This window comes from Acinetobacter sp. AL9 (assembly GCF_041464035.1).
GTDB classification, from domain to species: Bacteria; Pseudomonadota; Gammaproteobacteria; order Pseudomonadales; family Moraxellaceae; genus Acinetobacter; species Acinetobacter towneri.
In genome coordinates this window covers 1-2645 of the sequence record NZ_JAYFSK010000113.1, presented here as the reverse complement: position 1 = coordinate 2645, position 2645 = coordinate 1, and the positions used below count along the sequence as shown (strand labels likewise).

Annotated in this window: 2 protein-coding genes and 3 pseudogenes; 4 read left to right on the top strand and 1 reads right to left on the bottom strand. The window is 35.9% G+C overall.

The window, feature by feature from the left end; all coding sequences use genetic code 11:
* A pseudogene (locus ACEO2X_RS13655) lies at positions 1-107 on the top strand (IS5/IS1182 family transposase); the annotation flags it as partial.
* On the opposite strand, the gene ACEO2X_RS13650 reads toward ACEO2X_RS13655, so the two are convergent.
* On the bottom strand, positions 64-300 hold the full coding sequence (locus ACEO2X_RS13650) for a hypothetical protein (protein ID WP_371972149.1): 237 nt from the start codon (positions 298-300) through the stop codon (positions 64-66). The pseudogene ACEO2X_RS13655 and the gene ACEO2X_RS13650 overlap by 44 nt on opposite strands.
* Positions 301-565: 265 nt before the next feature.
* Between ACEO2X_RS13650 and ACEO2X_RS13645 the strand changes: the two genes are divergently transcribed.
* The 3 genes and pseudogenes from ACEO2X_RS13645 to ACEO2X_RS13635 all read left to right on the top strand — a co-directional run.
* On the top strand, positions 566-871 hold the full coding sequence (locus ACEO2X_RS13645) for a DUF4298 domain-containing protein (protein WP_154320729.1): 306 nt from the start codon (positions 566-568) through the stop codon (positions 869-871).
* A gap of 237 nt (positions 872-1108) precedes the next feature.
* Positions 1109-1309: pseudogene (locus ACEO2X_RS13640) on the top strand (I78 family peptidase inhibitor); the annotation flags it as partial.
* 188 nt (positions 1310-1497) lie between these two features.
* Positions 1498-2517 (top strand): annotated as a pseudogene (locus tag ACEO2X_RS13635) (MFS transporter); the annotation flags it as partial.
* Positions 2518-2645 lie beyond the last annotated feature (128 nt).

The window sequence follows — 2645 nt, the reverse complement described above, 5'->3', positions numbered from 1 at the left end:
TGAAAAGATTTAGAATACTAAGTGAACGCTATCGAAATAGACGAAAAAGATTCGGTTTACGCATTAACTTAATCGCTGCACTGGTAAACCGGATGAACTTGCAATAACGACTTTCGCAAGAGGTCTATTATCTGAAGATTTTAATTCAATGGTTAAATCTTGTGGGCCATTAAAATAAATAACTTGTGTTTCTGCAGGTGCATTACTTTGTACTTTTTCTTGGCTCACTTCATTATTTAAATTTGAGTTACATCCCATTAAACCGAATGCAAGTAATGTTGCCCCTAAAATATATTTCATTTTTGTACCTTTTCTAAAAAATTGAAGCAAACTTATACTAATGACTTTAACTTTTGATAAAAAGATGGAATTACACTTTTATACTAAATTTTACTGAAAGTAATGAAGCTAAAGTTGACTAAATAAATCAGGAATTGTCTTCTTTAAAAATTAATGCAAAAAAATATAGCAATATATGTTTCTTTAAATAAAACCTACATACACTCACATTCCTTGATCTTGAATTATTGTACGCTCATGTCATCTTAATTTTTGAATTTCAGCTATGAGTAAAAATAAAATGTACGATGCTCAGGTTTTACAGCAACAATATGAGCAATGGCATGATTTACATCGACAGATGCGAGAAGCGCAGCAAAAATGGCAAGCTGCAGAAAAGCTCTGGCAAGAATTACAGGCCTATTATCAAAGTGAACAATGGCTTGAGGACTATGAAAATGCGCCTGAACTTAGCTGCCGCGAAGGGGAATATTCTATATTATCGCAAGATACGCTATGGAATGCTTTAGAAGAGCGTCGCCAACATGCAATTGATTGGATGAAACTGAGTTTAAGTGTGATTGAGAATTAAACTTAATCCAAACTTACATCTAATTTATTTTGATCAATAAAACTATCATCACAGTTTTATTCAGTAAATTTACTGCATATTTAATCAGTTATGTTATTTTGAGTTGGTTTGAAGAAATTAAAAACGAGTATCAACATGAAAAAGTTATATAGTGTTTTGGCTGTTTTAAGTGTGGCAACTTTAGCTGCGTGTAGTAATCAGCCTATCAATGAACAAACTCAGGTGCCACAGACCATGCAAAATTGTGTCCCAGAATCTGCTGCGCAATTAATCGGTAAAACAGGTTTGACTGAAACACAAATTAAAGCGCTTACCCGAGCTGAAATTGTGAGAATGGTTGCACCGGGTCAGCCTGTAACAATGGATTATCGTATGAATCGCGTCACTGTGGTGGTCGATCCGAAAACTAAAATTATTCTACAAGCTTCTTGCGGCTAAACAATTTTAAGAAATTTTCTCAATATTACCCTGAAAATTTGATCTGATTTTCAGGGTTTTTCGTTTTAATCAGCCAATCACTCAAAATTAAAGTACTACAGTGTTAATATATCGGTTGTCTTAAAATTTTAGATCAGGTTAGAAATGCACTTATTTATGTGTTTGAAAAATCAAGGAAATATACATTGATGCAAGCCTTGAATATATCGACACGTTTAGGTGGATTCTACTTTTTCTACTACGCAATTGTTGGGACGTTTTTGCCTTTTTGGAGCCTGTATTTAGAAGATCAGGGCTTTAATTATCAGGAAATTGGTGTTTTATCTTCTATTGCCATTTTAACGCGCTTTTTCGCGCCTTTTATTTGGGGATGGATTGCCGATAAATCAGGCAAACGGATGCTTTTGGTGCGCATCGCAACTTGGATGGAAGCCAGTATTTGGTTACTGATTTTTATTGTTCCGAATAGCTTTCAGTCTGTTGCATTACTCATGCTAATTTTTAGCTTTTTCCAAAACGCAATTTTGGCACAATTTGAAGGCGTGACTTTGTTTTGGTTGGGCGAGAAACGTGCGGAACTCTATGGCAAAGTGCGTAAATGGGGCTCTATAGGTTTTATTGTCGGGGTTTTTGGCATAGGTGCTATTTTGGAAATTATACCAATCTCCATGTTACCGATGTTGCTACTCAGTATTTCTTTACTGGCATTTCTATGGTCATTCAGTATTCAAGAACCAAGCTCCGCACCCATTGCACAAAAACAACTTGAACCCTTATTGCCTATTTTAAAGCGCCCAGTAGTCTATTCATTTTTTATAATTGAATTGATTTTACTGTTTTCGCATGCGCCATTTTATAGTTTCTACAGTAATTTTTTAAGTCAGGCAGGCTTTAGCACAAGTCAGATCGGTTTCTTGTGGTCTGTCGGAGTGATTGCTGAAATTATTATGTTTGCCTACGCAAGTTTGTTTTTAAAGCGTTGGTCTTGGCGTTCACTGGTTGCTGTATGTTTAATTTTGACAGGCTTACGCTGGGTAATTGTCGGTTTATTTCCATCCATATTTTTTGCGCAATTTTTTGCACAAAGTGTTCATGCCTTTAGTTTTGGCTTATTTCATATCATTGCCATGCGGGTGATTTTTCAAAACTTTTCTGCAGGGCAACAAGGTCGCGGGCAAGCACTTTACAGTACCATGTGGGGGTTAGGGGCATACGCGCCAACTTAAGCCATGTTGATGATATTTCATACACTCTGGTGCCTCCTAAATAACATTGAAATATCATCTGTAAATCGTTGTAATTTCCTCTTCCTAGGCCGCTCCGACATACTTTTAAT